This is a genomic window from Bradyrhizobium lablabi, from assembly GCF_900141755.1.
Taxonomy (GTDB): Bacteria; Pseudomonadota; Alphaproteobacteria; order Rhizobiales; family Xanthobacteraceae; genus Bradyrhizobium; species Bradyrhizobium lablabi_A.
Genome location: NZ_LT670844.1, coordinates 2,537,569 through 2,555,082 on the forward strand (window position 1 = coordinate 2,537,569; position 17,514 = coordinate 2,555,082).

Annotated in this window: 12 protein-coding genes and 1 tRNA gene; 7 read left to right on the top strand and 6 right to left on the bottom strand. The window is 62.1% G+C overall.

Features of this window, described 5'->3' with window-relative positions; all coding sequences use genetic code 11:
• Nucleotides 1–35 precede the first annotated feature (35 nt).
• A complete protein-coding gene (locus B5526_RS11780) occupies nucleotides 36–2,114 on the bottom strand; it encodes a methyl-accepting chemotaxis protein (protein WP_079538339.1) in 2,079 nt (692 codons plus the stop codon).
• Nucleotides 2,115–2,358: 244 nt separating this feature from the next.
• Here B5526_RS11780 and B5526_RS11785 point away from each other — a divergent pair.
• Nucleotides 2,359–2,434 (top strand) — tRNA-Ile (locus B5526_RS11785).
• 443 nt (nucleotides 2,435–2,877) lie between these two features.
• Nucleotides 2,878–3,720, top strand: a complete 843-nt coding sequence (locus B5526_RS11790; RefSeq protein WP_154071269.1) for a dienelactone hydrolase family protein — start codon at nucleotides 2,878–2,880, stop codon at nucleotides 3,718–3,720.
• 130 nt (nucleotides 3,721–3,850) lie between these two features.
• Here the strand turns inward: B5526_RS11790 and B5526_RS11795 are convergent, their stop codons facing one another.
• The 3 genes from B5526_RS11795 to B5526_RS11805 all read right to left on the bottom strand — a co-directional run bounded on the left by B5526_RS11795 (nucleotide 3,851) and on the right by B5526_RS11805 (nucleotide 7,642).
• The gene (locus B5526_RS11795; RefSeq protein WP_079538341.1) at nucleotides 3,851–4,543 is read right to left on the bottom strand and encodes a hypothetical protein; all 693 of its coding nucleotides are present in this window, start codon (nucleotides 4,541–4,543) and stop codon (nucleotides 3,851–3,853) included.
• Between the two features lie 131 nt (nucleotides 4,544–4,674).
• On the bottom strand, nucleotides 4,675–5,931 hold the full coding sequence (locus B5526_RS11800) for a tetratricopeptide repeat protein (protein WP_172842033.1): 1,257 nt from the start codon (nucleotides 5,929–5,931) through the stop codon (nucleotides 4,675–4,677).
• 616 nt (nucleotides 5,932–6,547) lie between these two features.
• The gene (locus B5526_RS11805) at nucleotides 6,548–7,642 is read right to left on the bottom strand and encodes an ABC transporter substrate-binding protein (protein ID WP_244562273.1); all 1,095 of its coding nucleotides are present in this window, start codon (nucleotides 7,640–7,642) and stop codon (nucleotides 6,548–6,550) included.
• 655 nt (nucleotides 7,643–8,297) lie between these two features.
• Here B5526_RS11805 and solA point away from each other — a divergent pair.
• From solA to B5526_RS11825, 3 genes are all read left to right on the top strand, one after another.
• Nucleotides 8,298–9,452, top strand: coding sequence for an N-methyl-L-tryptophan oxidase (solA, locus tag B5526_RS11810; RefSeq protein ID WP_244562274.1), 1,155 nt, complete (start codon nucleotides 8,298–8,300; stop codon nucleotides 9,450–9,452).
• Nucleotides 9,453–9,597: 145 nt separating this feature from the next.
• Nucleotides 9,598–11,142 (top strand): lysozyme inhibitor LprI family protein, encoded by a 1,545-nt coding sequence (locus B5526_RS11815; RefSeq protein WP_172842034.1) that lies wholly within the window; start codon nucleotides 9,598–9,600, stop codon nucleotides 11,140–11,142.
• Between the two features lie 478 nt (nucleotides 11,143–11,620).
• Nucleotides 11,621–12,028, top strand: coding sequence for a DUF4864 domain-containing protein (locus tag B5526_RS11825; RefSeq protein WP_079538347.1), 408 nt, complete (start codon nucleotides 11,621–11,623; stop codon nucleotides 12,026–12,028).
• A 66-nt stretch (nucleotides 12,029–12,094) separates the two neighbouring features.
• Here B5526_RS11825 and B5526_RS11830 read toward each other — a convergent pair whose 3' ends face one another.
• Both B5526_RS11830 and B5526_RS11835 read right to left on the bottom strand, forming a co-directional pair.
• The gene (locus B5526_RS11830; protein WP_154071270.1) at nucleotides 12,095–13,024 is read right to left on the bottom strand and encodes an outer membrane protein; all 930 of its coding nucleotides are present in this window, start codon (nucleotides 13,022–13,024) and stop codon (nucleotides 12,095–12,097) included.
• A 175-nt stretch (nucleotides 13,025–13,199) separates the two neighbouring features.
• Nucleotides 13,200–14,477: an MFS transporter gene (locus B5526_RS11835; protein WP_079544933.1), complete on the bottom strand. Its 1,278-nt coding sequence runs from the start codon at nucleotides 14,475–14,477 to the stop codon at nucleotides 13,200–13,202.
• A 271-nt stretch (nucleotides 14,478–14,748) separates the two neighbouring features.
• On the opposite strand from B5526_RS11835, the gene flhA reads away from it, so the two are divergent.
• Both flhA and B5526_RS11845 read left to right on the top strand, forming a co-directional pair.
• Nucleotides 14,749–16,980, top strand: coding sequence for a flagellar biosynthesis protein FlhA (gene flhA / locus B5526_RS11840; RefSeq protein ID WP_154071271.1), 2,232 nt, complete (start codon nucleotides 14,749–14,751; stop codon nucleotides 16,978–16,980).
• A gap of 321 nt (nucleotides 16,981–17,301) precedes the next feature.
• Complete coding sequence (locus B5526_RS11845) at nucleotides 17,302–17,499, top strand: hypothetical protein (RefSeq protein ID WP_079538350.1); 198 nt, start codon at nucleotides 17,302–17,304, stop codon at nucleotides 17,497–17,499.
• Nucleotides 17,500–17,514 lie beyond the last annotated feature (15 nt).

Consider the following 17,514-nt stretch of genomic DNA (forward strand, 5'->3'; position numbering starts at 1 on the left):
AGTTCCGCCTTCGCGAGAATCGACGCGCTGCTTCTTCAGGCCGCCCGTACCGAGCTTAAGAACTTGCCCACCTCGAGCTTGAGGCGGGTGCTTTCGCCGGACAATGACTTTGCCGCCGCCAGCACTTGCGACGATGCCGATCCGGTCTCGCTGGCGCCGCGCTGCACGTCGGCGATGTTGGAAGAGACCTGCTGGGTGCCGTGCGCGGCCTGCTGCACGTTGCGGGAAATTTCCTGGGTCGCCGCGCCCTGCTCCTCGATGGCGGAGGCAATGGCGGAGGCAATCTCGGACATCCGTCCGATGGTGCCGCCGATCTCCTTGATGGCGCCGACCGAGTCCTGCGTCGCGGCCTGAATGCCGTCGATCTGCTGGCTGATCTCGCCGGTTGCTTTGGCGGTCTGTTCGGCCAGCGCCTTCACTTCCGACGCCACCACCGCAAAACCGCGGCCCGCTTCGCCTGCCCGCGCCGCCTCGATGGTGGCATTCAATGCCAGGAGATTGGTCTGGCCGGCGATGGTGTTGATCAATTCCACCACATCGCCGATCCGGGCCGCCGCCCGCGCCAATTCGCCGACGCGATCATTGGTCTGCTGCGCCTGCGCCACCGCCTCGCTCGCGATCCGCGCCGAATCCTGGACCTGACGGCTGATCTCGTTGACCGACGAGGCCATCTCTTCGGTCGCGGATGCGACCGATTGCACATTGGTGGAGGCTTCTTCAGAGGCCGCCGCGACCATGGTGGTCAGTTCTTCCGAACGCTCCGCGGTTGCCGTCAGCGTGCCGGCGAAGGCTTCCAGTTCGCCCGAGGCCGACGACACGATATCCACGATCTCGCCAATCATCGCTTCGAAATCACGGGTAACCTTGTCGACGCGCTGGCCGCGCTGGATTTTTGCATCGGCCTCCACCGCCGCCGCCTCGTCGGCCGCCTTCTTGGCGATCAGGGCCTCCTTGAAGACCTGCAGCGAGCCGGCCATGGTCCCGATTTCGTCGGCGCGGTCGCTGGCCGGGATGGTGACGTCATGGCGGCCGGCCGCGAGGTCGCCGACCACGTCCGTCAGGGTCGCGAGCGGCGTAATGACGCGGCGACGCAACATCAGCGTTACGCCGGCGAGCACGCCAAGCAGCGCCACGACGGCAAGGCCCGCCAGCGCCAGCATGATCAGGGCGCTGTCGCGTGCGGCGCCTGCGCGTTCGGCGGCTTCCGCCAATGCCGCATCGCGCACGGCGAAGAAACTCTGCACCGCCGGCACGACCCTGGCGGCCAGCTCATCCTCGGACTTGACGCCGTAATTGCCGTCGCCGCGCGCCGCCAGTATCTCTTTTTCGATCCAGGGCGCGGCCCCTCCAAAATACGCGTCGACCGCATCTTTCAGTGGTTTCACAAGCCGCGCCGGGCTACCGATCTGATCGACGCCGGCTTCGATGCGTTCGTGATCCAAATCGACGCGGCCCTGGGCACGGTCGATTGCGGATATTTCAGCCGCGCTCAGCGGGCGGCGCAAACTGATCGCAGCCGACATTGAAGCGGCGCGGCCGCCGGCGGAGATCCGCAGGTCCTGGGCGGTACGAGCGACATTCAACAGCGCCGTCAGTGACGCATCCGCGGCGGTCACCTGATTTTCGAGGCGATTCAAGAGCGGTTCGATGATCGCGGCGGCCTGGGCCACGCCGGGAAGGAAGCCTTTGACCACCGCGGCATCACGCGCACTCATCGGCACAGCCAGCGCGCGATCGGTCGCAGCGCGGACATCGGCAAGCTTGGCCGCGGACTGGTTAAGGCCTTCGACGATCGCAGCGCTATCGCTCAGCGCGCTAACCGCCGTCCGGGCGCTTGCGAAAGCGGCATCCGCCTGATGCACGGCCTTCGCAATCGCCTCGAGCTGAGGCGGTGTCGCGACACCCTCCTTGAACAGTGGACTGAGATAGGGCGCGCGATGGCCGGCGATCTGCTGACCCACCGCGAGAACCGCGCCAAACGCCTCGACGGCCTTGATCGCTTCGGTCTTGCTCGCATAGGTACGATATTGCGGAACAAGGACCTCCGCGCCAAGGATGACCGCTAAAGCCGTCACCGAGAGCATTGATACCGCAAAGAGCCGGCCAATCCGCATGGTCTGTTTCCATCGTGCTGTGCCCGTTCAAAATATGCAAAAGGGGCTAAAGCCGCCTTAATGGGCGCTGGTATAACTACTGTGCCGGGCTCTGCGGCTCCGTGGATTGGGGCGATGAAGCGCCCAAAATGGCGGGTTATTGCATGACCGCCCGCGAATACCAGCCCGGCATTGCCGGATCGCCAACCGCATTGTAAGGGGTCTCCAGCACCGTTGCCTGTCCGCGAAAGCGGCAGGACCGGCGGGGCCTGTAGCTCAATGGTTAGAGCCGGCCGCTCATAACGGTCTGGTTCCTGGTTCGAGTCCAGGCAGGCCCACCAATAAAATCAGTGACTTGTCGATTTTGATATTTTCTACGCCGCCAGAAATTCCGACAGGATCGGAAACGATCTCGGCGCGAATAACCAAGTCATCTCAATGGCACCTACGACAAGCCGGCCGAGCGCGACGGCCTGCTTGCAGGTCTTGCCGACAACGGAAAGTCAGCACGCACGATGTCTGCTTCCGTTCGATGATCGGACATTCGTTGGCGACGTCCGCAGTTCCGAAATGTGCCACGAGCTGACGTCGTGTTCAGGCTGGAAAAGCATTAGAAGCACCACAATGGAGCGGCTCGACCGAAGGGCTGTCCAGGCTGAGGCACGAGCATGTTGTGTTGGAATGGAAACTTGAGCAACATCATGGCTGAAGCGCCGCGGACGTGGAGACTCGAAGGCTTCGCACCCGCACGACGACTTCGGGCGAAGATTCGAGGGAGACGCCATTGCCTAGAACAGTCACTTTCCAAGTCGCGGTAGTGCTGATGCTTTGGTGCGCCGTACGTGCGCTGACGGCTGATGCATGGGCCACACCTCTGGAGCGCGTAGAGTTTGAAAGCGCCTCTCAACGGCTCGGTTCGGGTGCGCTCAGTCCGGGCGACCGCATACAGGGCGATCTGGCCAAGCCCGATGGCGCAGGCCCTTATCCCGCTGTCATCGTGCTGCACGGCTGTGCCGGGATGCATGACACGACAAAGCAAAAGTTGGTCGATGAACTTGTCGCCTGGGGCTATGTCATCCTGCTCGTGGACAGCTATGCTACGCGCCGTATCGATCACGCCTGCATATCAAGCGCGTTTGCCATGTTCTTCAGGCGTAGGCCGGATGCCTACGGGGCTCTGGTCTTCCTGGCTCGCCAAACCTTCGTCGAGCCACACCGTGTGGCTGCGGTCGGCTTCTCGGCAGGCGGTCGGGTTACCCTCTCTGTGGCGGAGCCCAATTCGTTCGAACTGTTCGCCCCTCCAAGCAACTTGCGGTTCCGGGCGGCGGTTGCGTTCAATCCTCCATGTGAGCAGGCAGTGGAGCGTCCGGGGATACCCACGCTCATCTTCATTGGGGCCCTCGACGATTGGACGCCGGCGGCAGACTGCTCCAATAAAATCGCCAGCTGGGGCAACGACGGGCCGGCAGTCGAGCTCGTTGTCTATCCCGGCGCGCACCACGGATTCTACTACCCGCACCTCCAGCCCGGCATGACCTTGTTTGGTCACTGGGTGGAATACAACGCCGCGGCAGCGGACAATGCAAGTCACCGCCTGCACCAGTTTCTCGATCGCCACCTCAACTGAAGGCCGATAGCGGCAACAGAAATTGACTTCTTTTGCGGGTCAACAGCGGGCCTGACTGGCCGAGCAGAGCCGCGGCGTCCTTAGCGTGTATCCGCTCCCAATCGGATGTTGCGACGATCAAAAGCCCCACTCACTCGGGCACGACGGCCTTCGCATTGTCAGCTGAAAAAAGTGCCGGCACGTCGAACTTGCCGGTCTGCAGGTCGTATCTGCAGCGCCAGCCGTTCACCACGCCGGTCTGCATAGGTTTGCGACCCTTGACGTCGGCATCCCCCGACAGGGCGATCAGAAGATAGCGGTTCGCCGGCCAATCGACGCCGAGCCCGCGATAGTTCTCCTCAAGCCCCTCCAGCAGATACGCCGAGTCGTGATACTCCGGCGCCTTCACGAGCTTTCGCCAGTCGGGCCGAGTCTTCAGATAGTCCCACGCCAGGTCGCCGAGCGGCTTCTTGCTCGCGCGCAAATAGCCCTGCGGCGTGAGGCGGTACAGATGGAGCGTGGAGGTGCCCGAGCCGATCTTTTGCACGCGAACGATCCATTTCAGATCGTTGGTGAAGATAAAATCCGCGGGATAGCCGGCCGGTTCCGGATCAAGCAGCGTGAATGCGCCCTGCCGGCGCGCCCAGAACTGCCATTTCCAGTCGTCCGTATCCTTGTTCAGGTATTGCTCGATCGTTGTCGCGCCGTCCGGCGATTTCCGGGTGTATTTCTCTTCGATCTTGTAACCCGCGGGCGGAGCCGCCGGCTGCGCGGCGGCCGCCCCACTGCAGACGCCGATGCTGCAGGCAACGAACAGGCCGATCCAAGATGTCCTGCCCTTCATTTTCTGGCTCCATTGATCCGGTCACGCGATTAGTCGCGCATGTCCTGATCAAGTTCATTGTGGGCGCACTGGCGGCTTCCGAATTCGGGGTTCACTAGCGATGTCCTATCGCCAAGGAACACGGCACGCGGTCAGAAACCGAGCACGCGGAGCTGTTGCTTGCTGACCCGGTCGGCCGGGTCGATCGATTGCGCCTTGCGGAAATCGGCGATCGCCTCGGCGTGGCGGCCCAGCACTTCATTGGAGAGGCCGCGGTTGTTGTAGGCTTCGACATAGGACGGACCGAACTGGATCGCTTGCGTGAAATCTGCAATCGCTTGGTTGCTGTCACCCTTTGCGACGTAGGCTTTGCCGCGGGAGTTGAAAGAGTTGAAGTCCTTGGGGTTTATCGCAATCGCCTGGTCATAGTCCCGGATCGCGTCATCGATCTTGCGCAGCGCCTTATAGGCATTGCCGCGATTCCAATACGCCACGCTGTTCTTTGGATTGATGCTGATCGACTGATCATAACCAGCGATTGCCCGGCTATAGTCCTTCAAGCCTTCGTAAGCGACGCCAAGGCAATTGTACCCGCCGGAATTTTTGGGCTCGCGCTTGATGACCTCACTGCAATCCGGAACGGCGAGGTCGTATCGGCGATTGTTGCTGTAGGCAACGCCACGCGAGCTGTACAGCCAAAGCAGATTTGGATCGAGCTTGATTGCCTCGCTGTAGTCTGCGATGGCGGACTCCCATCCGCCTTTTTTCGTGATCAACCTCTTCTTGAAGAGCGCCTGACCCCTTTGGCCGAAACCAAAGGCGTATTTTGGATCGATTGTGACCGCCTCGGTGATATCGGCGACCGCCTGGTCGAATTCACCCTTTTCCGTCCATGCCATGCCGTGGCGGGTATAGGCCCACACGTCCCTGGAATCGACCCTGATCGCCTCGGCGTGGTCGGCCAGCGCTGCATCGTATTCGTGCAGACCGTAATACGCGACGCCACGGTTGTTGTAGGCCCAGCCATATTTCGGATCGATCTTGATCGCCTCGGTGCAATCCGCAATGGCCGCGTCGTGGTCCTCTTTGCTCTCGTAAGCCTCGCACCGGTGCGCAAAGGCCCAGGCGTCCTTCGGGCTGAGCTTGATGGCCTCGCCGTAGTCGGCAATCGCGCGGTCGTAATCCTTCCCGTTGAAGGAGCCGCGGCCCCGGTTCTTGAAGGCCTTGACGCGTTCTGCCACCTGCTCGCTTGCATCGTCGATGATGCGGCTGCAGGCCGCGCCCCCGACGTCGGGCTTGTCGGCGCTGGCGGCGCACTCGCCCCGGTCGGCCGGCGTGGCGGCCAGCGCCGGCATCGCAAGCAGCAGACCCAGGCAAAGGAGCAGTCCACCTGATCCGCGCGCTGCCATGCTGTTCCCCCTCCGCCTTGCGCTCCGACGCGACACGTACGGGCGTGATGACTCTAGCCCCAACGGCAGACATTCTGCCATCGTCAACCCAGGTCTGAGATGGGTCAATCGCTACCGAAATGGCTTATCCCTGCCGAGTCCGCTTTTAGCCCGATAGCGGCATGACGGACGAAACGCAGACCCGTCCGGTCGAGGCCTGTTGGTTGCGGCGGTCTTCTATGCCACCAGTTATCCGGCAGAAACCCCGTGAACAAACGCGCACAAACGTGAATGATCTTGATCGAGAAACGCTGATTTTGCTCGAATTTCCCGATAGAGTCCGGCGCTCATAACGGTCTGGTTGCAGGTTCGAGTCCTGCCGGGCCCACCAGCCTTCGCTGGCTTCGCCAGCTTCGGCTCGGCGAGCCGTTTCGCAGCGAAGGCTGCCTCGCCGGAGCCCATCGGGCGAAGGCGGGCCGCGCGGCACCCGAGCTACGGCTCGGCAGGCCATATGAAATCAGTAGCTTATTCGGTCTCGTTCGGGATCACCGTACCCCCGCTTCGTCTACGCCTGCCATGAAGGGCCATCAACGGGTGGACGCTCTCGAAGGATTCGCTTTGCGCACCAAAAGCGGAGCTAAGCGCCGTAACCAGGAGCCAGCCTGAACGCGCCGTTCTTGAGCGAATTGGCCTCGACCATGATGACTTCCTCATCCGGGTAGCCATCGTGGCGCTCGGAGGTGAAGGAAATGTCGCCGTAGACGCCGGGGTACGCCTTGAGCTTGTTGAGATAGCCGACGACCTGTTCCGGCTCGGTGCCGACATTCTTCATCGCTTCCGCGATCAGGTACGGTGAGTCATAGCCGACCGCAACCCACCACAGCAGTGTGTCGCTCAGGTCGATCTTGGCGCTCTTCAGACGGTCAAGGAAGGCAGCGGTGCGATCGGCAAGCTTGCCATCGGGGCTGTAGCAAACCGGACGGAAATTGTTGGGATAGACCTTGGCCCAGTATTCAGGCTTTTCCAGCAATGCGCGGGTTTGGCCGGAGCCGAGCGTGGTCTGGCCGACGATCGGCACGTCCCACTGCATCTGCCCGCGCGTATTGATGATGCGCGAGAGGAATCCGGGATTCACACTCCAGGGCATGATGGCGTCGGCGCCAGCGGAACGCATGCGCATGATTTCGGCCGTGAGATCCGGATTGGCAGCGTCGATGTTGCCCTGGTAGACCACTTCTGCGCCTTTGACCTTGAGCATCGGCACATATGCGTTGACCGATGCGGTGCCATAGCCGGTGGTATCGCTGATCACCGCCACCTTCGTGCGCTTAAGCACGTCCACCACATAGCGGTTCGCGGCGGCGCCGATCTGCTGGTTGGTGGGTGCGTTGCGGAAGCACATCGGATATTTCTTCGGATCGGTCAGGCTATCGACCCAGCACGGATGGAGCTGCGGCGTGTTTGTGCGTGCGAGCAACGGCACGACCGCAAGCGACTCGCCGGAATTGACCGGGCCAAAGACGACGCTCACTTTCTCTGAGTGTGTGAGCTCCGCCGCTCCGTTCACGGCCTTCGTCGGATCGCTTTGGGTGTCGCGGACGACCAACTCAATCTGCCGGCCGTCGATGCCGCCGGCCGCGTTGATCTCCTGCACCGCCAGCTGGATTCCGCGATTGATCCCGATTCCGGTCGATGAAGAGGGACCAGTGAGAGCTGGAAGATAACCGATCATAATCGGTTCTTTTGCGGCGATCGCGGGTTTGGCGACGGTGCTTGCAATCGCGGCGGCGGCGGACGCCAGCGCTTGACGACGAGTCAACGACATTTTGATTTCCTCCCTAAGCGTTCTTGATTCACTCCCAAACTTGCCGAGATTTCTTTGACCTCGGATTTTTTTGATTTTCGCGACGGACTATAGACTTGGCTTGATGGTTCGCATAGCGATACCCTTAAAGCTCAACCCGGAGTTTGCGATCGCGTGATCCCGTCATGCGGGCCGGCCTATGATGCAGCGCATCATGCGAGGTTGATCCAATTCCACTCTCACATCATGAGGCGTGAACTCATGAATCCAAAGGTGTCTGCGGACGTCCGCTTTGATTGAGGCACGTCGCTCTGCAAAAGCGAAGACGGACAGCAGCCGCGCAGCGAGCGAAGCTTTCTACGAAAAAGGCACATTCGCCGAGTCGTGTTGCCCAAGTCGTGTCAGATTTGTGCCAACAGGTGTCGTTTAATGACAACAGCGACGGCTATCCGCCTGAAATAGTCGCGGTAGCCAGACCCGCGATAAGAATTAATCGCATTGTCGAAAGACGCAAAAGATCGGATGGTAGCTGATTGGCTCCAATCGGCGACCTCACCCTGTTTTCCTGATCGATGGGATGCGAATGATATATGATGTCATTGTCGTCGGCGTGGGCGGTATGGGTAGCGCGACGGCTTTCCAATTGGCTCGTCGGGGCCAGCGCGTTCTCGGCCTTGAACGGTTTGACATACCCCATTCGATGGGGTCGTCCCACGGCATCAGCCGCATCATTCGGCTGCCCTATTTTGAGCACCCTGATTACGTTCCGCTGCTGCTGCGCGCCTTTGCCCTTTGGCGTGACATCGAGCAGCTGAGCGGCCAGGAGCTGCTGGTCACAACCGGATCGATCGATGCGGGCCGTGAGGACGGCGAGCTGTTCGGCGGAGCGCTCGCAACGACGCGACTGCACGAGCTGCCTCACGAGGTCCTGACGGGCTCGGAGGTCAATGCCCGGTATCCCGGCTACCATCTGCCACCGGCGACGCGTGCGGTCTTTCAGCCGCAAGGCGGTTTGTTGGCCAGTGAGCGAGCGATCGTGGCGCATGTCAACGCTGCGATGTCTCACGGCGCCGAAATCCACGCGCGCGAACGCGTCCTGAGCTGGGAGGCTCATCCAGATGGAGAGGGCGTTGTCGTATCGACTGACCGCGCGCGCTATGAGGCTGGGCGATTGGTCATCACCGCCGGCGCATGGATCGGCGAACTGGCTCCACTCGCAAGGCGGCTGGCGATTCCTGAACGGCAGGTGCTGGCGTGGCTGCAGCCGACGCGTCCCGAATGGTTTACGACGCAACGGTTCCCCGTCTTCAACCTGGACGTGGAGGAAGGCCGCTATTATGGCTTCCCCGTCTATGAGGTTCCCGGTTTCAAGTTTGGCCGCTACCATCATCGCGGTGAGAGCTGCGCAGCGGACCTGTTGCGGCGTGAGCCCGACGATACCGACGAAGCACTGCTGCGCCAATTTGCCGGTCGCTATTTTCCGCACGGCAACGGACCGACCATGGCGCTTCGCACCTGCATGTTCACGAACACGCCGGATGAGCATTTCATCATCGATCATCATCCGGCGCATAAACAGGTCGTTCTGGCGTCGCCATGCTCCGGCCACGGCTACAAATTCTGCAGCGTCATCGGAGAAATCCTGACCGATCTTGCAACCGGCGACGGTTCGACAAAACACAGCATCGATTTTCTTCGGCTCGCGCGCCCTGCGCTTTCGGAAATGCCACAGGCGTGAAATTCTGACCAGCTCTTGCGGCTCACGCTCGGCCGCGGAATGATGATGCCCGCATGCGTTAACACATCGTCCTGAACCTGAACCACGGATGGGGCGACTTAGGTCGGGAATAACGTTCATTCCTCGAACGAGAGCCGGAACACCCATGTTCGCTTCACATCGCCTCGCGACGCTGGCTTTGGCCGCCGCAGTTCTTGCACCCGCAGTTCTTGCGCCCGCCAGCGCCAACGCGATGGACGATTTAGTCGCCGCCATCAGCAGCGGGCCCACCCAGCTCGGGCTGTGCGGCGACGGCGATGCCCCCCTCAAGCCCGCCGCCTGCAAGGAAGACGGGCTCGACACGCTCGCCGCACAAATCGACAAGGTGTTTGCGGCAACGGTTGCCAAAGCGCCCGTCAATGCCAAGCCACTGTTGAAGCGCGATCAGGTCTGGTTCGGTGAAATCGTCGTCAACGCCGCGGAATCGATGCCGCAATCCGACAATGCCGATGACCGGCAGGCCTTTGTCGCGAGCCTGCGCCAACGGGTCGGCACGCTGGAAGCGATCGCCGCCGGACTAGGCCGCTCTGGAATTGCGGGACGGTGGGTGAATGCATTCGGCAGCGTCGTTGTGACGCCGGTGCAAGACGGGGCGTACCGGATCGCGATCGAGACGCGCGCCGTTTATGGAACGGACGATGAGCGCCACCGGGAATGCCAGGCGAGTACGCTGGTACGTGCGGAGCCCCGCGGCTGGCTGAGCGGAACCATCCTCAAGGAGCACGCGCCGACCACCGGCGAGGCAACGGCAACCGCCGATGATACCAACCCGCTAACACTCAAAATCCGCCGTCAGGGCCAGACGCTTCGAGTCGTTGTCGACGGCAAGGATTCGACTTATGCCACCCTGCCCGGTTGCAGATTTGTTGGCCAGCTCACCGCAAGCTACTTCGCCGCCGGGGCCGCGGACTCTGCCGTCGCGACGGCTGACAAGGCTGACGCCGGTTTCGTTGCACCGACCTTCGACTGTGCGCGTCCGGCGACCGCGAGCGACGAGGAAATTTGCGCCGATCCCGATTTGGCCGACAACGACCAGAGACTGAACCGCGCGTGGAAAGCGCTATTGCCCCGGCTCGATCCGACGACGCGGCGCGCGCTGATCGAGGACCAGCGCGGCTACGTTGGTGCGCAGTCCAATCAATATCCGATATCCCTGCATCCGGCTCAGAACAAGCAGAGCTACTTCATGCATTTCACCGCCGCTGCACGGTACGAACTCAACGGCCTGCAGCGCGAACGAATTGCCCTGCTCGAGGGCTTTGACGAAAACCGCCACGGCTTTGCCGGCGTGTGGCTGGCGCACGATGCGATCCTGAAAGTGACGGCTGAGGCGGACGGAAGCCTGACCGCAGAGGGCTGGAAGTGGAATCAGGGCGACTGGAAGGGCGGCTGCGACTATGCGATCGAAGGCAAGGTCGTGGGCGTCGTCTTTCGCTCCAACGACAAAGGAGAAAACCCCGATACGCTGGAGCGCGATCACGCCACCCTGGTCGTCAACCGCCAGGATGATGTCTTTGCCAAGAAGCGCTTCCGCTCTGACGGTACGCTTGATCCGAATGCCGTTGAGCCCAAATGCAAGCGGATATCCTCCTCGACCGCGCGGCTGTTTCCGGCGCGCCCCTCGCCCGACCTCGACAACGCGATTCGCTAAAGCGAGCCGGGAGGCGATATGCACGGGCGCAGGCATAGCGCCGGGCTACCCTGTTAACCCCGGGTTTCTACGGTCGCTTAAATTAACGGGCCCGTTAACCGTTCGCGTCAAGATTGGGTACCTGATCATCGACACCAGGAAGGATCAGCCATGAATGTTGAGCCGAACTGCATCGCGTGCAATGTCACGCGGACACTCATTAGCGTCCTGCCGGTCAAGAACCGGCACGAGATGCGGTCATTCGAATGCCCCGAATGCGGGAGCCTTTTCAGGCTTGTGGTCCGGCGCGAACCGCGCTCGGTCGCGGACGAGGTGACGGGCCCTTGCTTCGCGGCGGCCGCCATCCAGTGAGTTGGGGCTTATCTTCATAGTTGCAGGTTTAGTCCTGATTATTGTCGGGATAACCTAACCGCTCCGCACGAGGAACCTACTTCGCAAATGGAGCAAAAGAGAAGAGCAGCGGTAAGGAGAGCATCTCATGCGCGCTCTTGTGTTGTTGGTGACTTGTTTGATCGGCCTCGCCTCACCGGCTCGCGCCGGCGACGATGTCGCTGCCGCCCAGGGCGTCATCCGCTCCCAGGCCGAAGCCTTCAGTCATGACGATGCGGCGGCGGCCTATTCCTACGCGGCGCCCGCGATCCGCGACATCTTTCCGCAAGCCGACATCTTCATGTCGATGGTTCGCAACAGCTACGCCCCGGTCTATCGCCACAAGAGCTTTGAATTCGGCGAGGCGCGCACAGCCGACGGCCGGATCGCCCAAGAGGTCCACATCGTCGACGCCGACGGCGTCGCGTGGGAGGCGCTGTATACGCTCGAGCTTCAGCCCGATGGCAGCCTGAAGATCATCGGCTGCGTTCTGCTCAAGGCCGGCCAGACGGCGTGAGGCGCGCCTCACAAAAAAAGCCCCGGACCATGCCGGGGCTTTAATTTGCGAGCGCCCTAGAAAAGTTCAGTACTTTGCGACCACCGGTCCACCCCAGCGGTAGTTGATGCCGACGCGAAGAATATTGTCGGTGATGTGCGAATTGTAGCTGGCGGTCAGGAAGCCGCCGCTCGGCGCGATGACCGGGGTGATAAACGTTCCCGAGATATTGCCGAGATCCATATAGAGGTACTCGATCTTGGCGGTCCAATTGCCGCTGATCACGCCTTCGACGCCGGCGCCGACGGTCCATCCGACCCGGGTCGAGGTGTTGCCAAAGGAGGCGGCGAACGGGGTCAGAACGGTCCCTCCATTGGTACCCTGTCCGAAGGGGTTGGTCACGTTGGTGCCGGCGATGGTTTCGGTCGCCTTCACTTCGCCGTAAGCCAAACCACCGGTCACGTAAGCGAGGATGGTCGGCGTGATCGTCGGGCCGATGCGGCCGCGAACCGTGCCAAACCATTCGATCTTTTCACTCAGCGCAGTGGTTACCGGGAACGCCGCAACGTTGAAGGGGGCGGTGTCACCAAGGTGTCCCACGGTGCAGGGGCCGCTGAGGCCTACCAGCGTCGTCGCGGTGGGCGAGCCGCCCGGACAGACCGCGGTGGTGCTGCCCTTCTCACCGGAGCCCTGGATGTCGCCTTCCAGGCCGAACACCCATTTGTCTCGCTGCCAGTTGTAGCCGATCTGGCCGCCGCCGATGACGCCGTCGAGATGGTACTTGGCCGAGGTCGCGGCCACTAGCGATGGCGTGGCCAATGGGTCGATGAACGCCTCGTTGGTCGATGACCGACCCCAGCTGTAGCCGACATTGCCGCCGACATAGAACCCGGTCCAATCGTAAACCGCCACGATTGGCGGCGGCGCCTTGGTATAAACCTTTGCCGGAAGGTCGGCTGCGAGCGCGCTGGTCGAACCGAGCGCCAGCATCGAAACCGTGAGGGCTAGTTTTTTCATGGATTTACCCAATATTTGCCTGAAAAAAGGAACTGGAATGCCTAAAAGAGTATCGGGATTCCCGCTGCGCCGCTGTCACCCGGCAGCAACAACCAGCCAAAATCCGGTTCCGATTTCCCCTGAAGTGCCAATGGGCCGGCCGATTCCAACGTCCGAAAGAAGCCCCGAGATACGCTTACGCCGGCACAAACCGCGCCCGCGAGCGAATCAACAGCCCGACCACAATGATGACGTTTAGGGCATTCCATACCAGCCCGTTCAGGAATGCCGCGGCATAGGAGCCGGTAGAATCGAAGATCACGCCGGACACAAAGCCGCCGAACGACATGCCGAAGACGGAGGCCAGGATCACGATGCCGACGCGGGTTGCGGCCTCGGATGCCGGCATCGATTCACGCACGATGATGGCGTAGCTCGGCACGATGCCGCCCTGGAACAGGCCGAACATCGCCGAGATGACGTAGAGCGAGGTGAGGCCGTCGAAGAACAGATAAAACAACAGCGCGACGCCCTGCGCCACGGAGCCGATCAGAAGCGTGCGGATGCCGCCGATCTTGTCGGCCAAAAATCCCGATCCGATCCGGCTGACGATGCCGAACGCCATCATCAAGGACAGCATCTCCGCGCCGCGCGCGACGCCGTAGCCGAGATCGCCGCAATAGGCGACGATGTGGACCTGCGGCATCGCCATCGCGACACAGCAGGAGATGCCGGCGATGCACAATACCGCCGTCAGCGCGTTGGTCGAGAGGCGGAGATCGACCCGCGGCGGCGGGGCGTTATCGTGATCGCGAACATGCTCGCCGCCCATCCGTGCGCGCAGCACCACGAGCACGATCGTCATTGCGACCGCACAGAACACGCCGATGGCGATATGGGTGGTGCGCCAGCCGAGCGACTGTACGCCCCAATTGACCAGCGGCGGCCAGATGGTGCCGCCGACATAATTGCCGCCCGCGACGATGGTGACCGCGAGCCCGCGATAGCGCTCGAACCAGTGCGATGCCTCCGCCATCAGCGGCGCGAAGGTCGCCGAGGTCCCCAAGCCGATCAGGAAATGCACCGCAATGAATTGCCAAAGCGTGGTCGAAAATCCGGCGAGCACGTAAGCGGCGCCGAGAACGCCGATGCTGAGCGCCATCGCCGCCACGATGCCGAAGCGATCGGTGATCCGCCCGGTCGCGACGCCGCCGAGGCCGAAGCCGAGCACGGTCAGCGTAAAGGCCAGCGACACCGCGCCGCGGGTCGCGCCGAATTCGCCCTGCACCACCGGCAGCACGACCACGACCGACCACATGCCGACGCTGCCGATCGAGCCGATGATCAGCGCAAGCGCAAGCCTCACCCAGGCCTGACGGGAATCAGGGGTGAAGGCGGCCGGGCGTTTGGAGGAATCGGCGGGGGCGTGCACGTCGGCAACTTCGTCGCCCGCTGCCGCGGGGTCAAGCAGCATGGCGCGATATTGGGCATGCGGAAGCAGCGCAACAGGAGGTTTCGCACGCGGCCCCCGGCCCATCCGTCATTCCGGGGCGATGCGCAGCATCGAACCCGGAATCTCGAGGTTCCGGGTTCGCGGAGCCTGTCATCGGGCCGCGCTTTGCGCGGACCCGTTGGCGCCCCGGAACGACGGCAGGCCCCCCGTTAACGCTTTCCTAACCATAAACCGGGCAAAAATTGCCGAGTGAAGTCGAGTGTCGTCGAACGCGTAGAACGGGGGAGTACCCGTGGACGCCAGTGCGGTCCCTCACTTTCGAAACGGTGGTCCTTCGGCCGCCGCGCAGACGTTTGGCGCCCGTGACCGGCATTCGCGGGGGGAAGCAGTAACGATGGTCGATGTTACCGCAGGTCAGGGCGCGGAGACGCCGGGAAGCGGAATTCCGAGTCTTGGCGAAATCATCAACATCCTGAAGCGCGGCGATCTCGGGCTCGCCTTCGGCATCCTCACCATCCTGGTGGTGCTGATTCTGCCGCTGCCCTCGGTCGTGCTCGACCTGTTTCTGGCGATCTCGATCACGCTGTCGATCCTGATCCTGATGACGTCGCTGTTCATCCAGGCGCCGCTGGAATTCTCCTCGTTCCCGACCATCCTGTTGATCTCGACCATGCTGCGGCTGTCGCTCAACCTGGCTTCAACGCGGCTGATCCTGTCGCGCGGCCATGAGGGCACCGCGGCTGCCGGCCACGTCATCGAGGCGTTCGGCAATTTCGTGATGGGCGGTAATTTCGTGATCGGAATTATCGTCTTCGCGATCCTCGTGATCGTGAACTTCGTCGTCATCACCAAGGGTTCGGGGCGCATCGCCGAAGTCGCAGCCCGCTTCCACCTCGACGCAATGCCGGGCAAGCAGATGGCGATCGACGCCGATCTCTCCGCCGGCCTGATCGACGAGAAGGTGGCCAAAGAGCGCCGCAAGGCGCTGGAGGACGAAAGCGGTTTCTTCGGCGCGATGGACGGTGCCTCGAAATTCGTGCGCGGCGACGCCGTCGCGGGCCTCTTGGTGGTCTTCATCAACATTATCGGCGGCATCATCATCGGCGTCGCCCAGCAGGGCCTTTCTTTCGCCGAAGCCGCGCACAGCTATACGCTCCTGACCGTCGGCGACGGCCTGGTCACCCAGGTGCCGGCGCTGATCGTCTCTACCGCCGCAGGCTTGCTAGTGTCGAAGGCGGGCGTCAGCGGCGCCGCCGACAAGGCGCTGATGAAACAGCTCTCCGGCTATCCGCAGGCGCTCGGCATGTCGGCCGGCGTCATGCTGGTGCTGGCGACCTTGCCGGGCATTCCGATGCTGCCCTTCCTCGCGCTCGGCGGCGGCGCTGCCGCGTTGGCGTGGTCGGCGCGCAAGAACAAGCACGCGGCCTCGGCCGCCGAAGCTGCCGCCGCGGCCGCTCCGGCTGCTGCGGCGGCAGCGGCTTCTGCGGAGGAGCCGATCGCAGCCGCACTCAAGATCGACGATCTCAAGATCGAACTGGGCTACGCGCTATTGCCGCTGGTCAACGGCCCCGACGGTACCGACCGGCTGACCGAGCAGATCAAGGCGCTGCGCCGCTCGCTTGCGATCGAGATGGGTTTTGTGATGCCGGCCGTGCGGATCCTCGACAATGTCCAACTCGAAGCCAACACCTACGTCATCAAGATCAAGGAAGTGGATGCAGGCACCGGCAAGATCTGGCCGAACCAGTTCATGGTCATGGATCCCGCCGGAAACCAGGTCAGTGTGCCCGGCATTCACACCATCGAGCCGACCTTCGGTTTGCCCGCGACCTGGGTCGACGCCGGGCTGAAGGAAGAGGCCTCGCTGAAGGGCTATACGGTGGTCGACGCCGCGACCGTGCTGTCTACTCATTTGACCGAACTGCTCAAGAACAACATGTCCGACCTGTTGTCTTATGGCGAGGTGCAGAAACTCCTGAAGGATCTTCCGAAGGAGCAGGGCGAATTGGTCAAGGACATCGTGCCGAGCCTGGTCACGATTTCAGGCATCCAGCGCGTGCTGCAATTGCTGCTGGCCGAGCGCATCTCGATCCGCGATCTGTCGACCATCCTCGAAGGCATCGCCGACGCGCTGGCGTTCTCGCGCAACCCGGCGACCGTGGTCGAACATGTCCGCGCCCGGCTGGCGCGGCAGATTTGCGCGCAAAACACCTCGGCCAACGGCTATTTGCCGCTGATCGCGCTGTCGGCAAAATGGGAGCAGGCTTTTGCCGAGTCACTGGTCGGCCAGGGTGAGGAACGGAGCCTGGCGATGCAGCCGTCAAAGTTGTCCGAGTTCATGACCGTGGTGCGCGACCGCTTCGAACAGGCCGCGCGCGAAGGCGAGGCGCCGGTGCTCGTGACCTCGGCGGCGATCCGCCCATTCGTGCGATCGCTGGTGGAGCGTTTTCGCGCACAGACGACAGTATTGTCGCAGGCGGAAATCCACCCCAGGGCGCGACTCAAAACGGTCGGAAGCGTCTGATCGCCCGGCGAAATTCGGGCTCGGGACAGTGGGGCTTCTCGGCAACAGGCAAACGATTTATTCGCCCGGGGCGGATCGGCGGCCATTTTGCAATGCGGTACGCGCTGAACCAATAATATATTGTAATTACAGCATAATTTTCGATTTCAAGAGTTCCCGCATCGCCGTGTGATCGCGGGCGTTCAACTCTCTTCACTGCCTTGTGATCGCCCCTAAGGAACCGAAAGTCGAATCCTTACGTTTCCTGCATCGAGACGTTGAACCTGTCGGCAAACGAGCCAGACAAATTCGTATCCGACAGGAAGGCGGCAGGAGGCTTTGATGAACCACTCGATCTACAGCGCAGATCGCTCGACCCATCTCAAGATCGTGGTCGTGGCGCTCGTTGCTGGCATCGCGGTGGCAGGCTTCGGCATCTCGGCTCGCACCAGTTCGGAGGACTACACCCAGACCGCGCGCGTCATCAAGGCAGGCAAGCCGGTGGCAGTGACGAGTTCTGGCACCTCGATGGTCCGCTAACAGAAGGATTTTACG

Coding starts and splice junctions, on each gene's coding strand:
- B5526_RS11830 (WP_154071270.1), bottom strand. CDS start 13,024: ATGAAAAAACTAGCCCTCACGGTTTCGATGCTGGCGCTCGGTTCGACC.
- B5526_RS11795 (WP_079538341.1), bottom strand. CDS start 4,543: ATGAAGGGCAGGACATCTTGGATCGGCCTGTTCGTTGCCTGCAGCATC.
- B5526_RS11805 (WP_244562273.1), bottom strand. CDS start 7,642: ATGATCGGTTATCTTCCAGCTCTCACTGGTCCCTCTTCATCGACCGGA.
- B5526_RS11780 (WP_079538339.1), bottom strand. CDS start 2,114: ATGCGGATTGGCCGGCTCTTTGCGGTATCAATGCTCTCGGTGACGGCT.
- solA (WP_244562274.1), top strand. CDS start 8,298: ATGATATATGATGTCATTGTCGTCGGCGTGGGCGGTATGGGTAGCGCG.
- B5526_RS11845 (WP_079538350.1), top strand. CDS start 17,302: ATGAACCACTCGATCTACAGCGCAGATCGCTCGACCCATCTCAAGATC.
- B5526_RS11800 (WP_172842033.1), bottom strand. CDS start 5,931: ATGGCAGCGCGCGGATCAGGTGGACTGCTCCTTTGCCTGGGTCTGCTG.
- B5526_RS11825 (WP_079538347.1), top strand. CDS start 11,621: ATGCGCGCTCTTGTGTTGTTGGTGACTTGTTTGATCGGCCTCGCCTCA.
- B5526_RS11815 (WP_172842034.1), top strand. CDS start 9,598: ATGTTCGCTTCACATCGCCTCGCGACGCTGGCTTTGGCCGCCGCAGTT.
- B5526_RS11835 (WP_079544933.1), bottom strand. CDS start 14,477: ATGCTGCTTGACCCCGCGGCAGCGGGCGACGAAGTTGCCGACGTGCAC.